The sequence below is a fragment of the Comamonas sp. A7-5 genome, assembly GCF_039581385.1.
In the GTDB taxonomy this organism is placed as follows: Bacteria; Pseudomonadota; Gammaproteobacteria; order Burkholderiales; family Burkholderiaceae_C; genus Comamonas; species Comamonas thiooxydans.
The window spans coordinates 1-365 of the sequence record NZ_JBCPWO010000061.1 but is presented as its reverse complement, the minus strand read 5'-3'; the positions used below and the strand labels follow the sequence as shown (position 1 = coordinate 365).

Annotated in this window: 1 pseudogene; it reads left to right on the top strand. The window is 64.7% G+C overall.

Annotated elements, in window-relative coordinates:
* A pseudogene (locus tag AAIL67_RS24750) lies at positions 1 to 365 on the top strand (hypothetical protein); the annotation flags it as partial.

Sequence of the window (365 nt, the reverse complement as noted above, 5' to 3'; positions counted from 1 at the left end):
GTCTGCCACGCTGTCGGGTGCGGCCAGCTCGGGCAACGGAAGTGCGCTGAGCATGAATAGTGCAACCTCCGGTGCAACGTCGAATGCAAACGCTGCTGGCGGCGCTATCGGCGCAGGCGGTTTTGGCATCGGTGGGGCAGCTGTCGGCGGTAGCGCAACTACTTTCGGTAATGTGAAGAGCCTTTCCGCAACCACCGGCAACGGTGTTGCAGGCGGCGTAGCGGCTACCAATGCCAATGCGGGCTCGACTGCTGCGGCCGGCTATAACGCAGGACCCGTCAGTGGCACGGCCTTCGGCGGCGCCTCTTCTCAGACCGCGAATGTTGCTGCAACTGGCGCCGGCCCTGGCGGCGGCTTGGCTTACA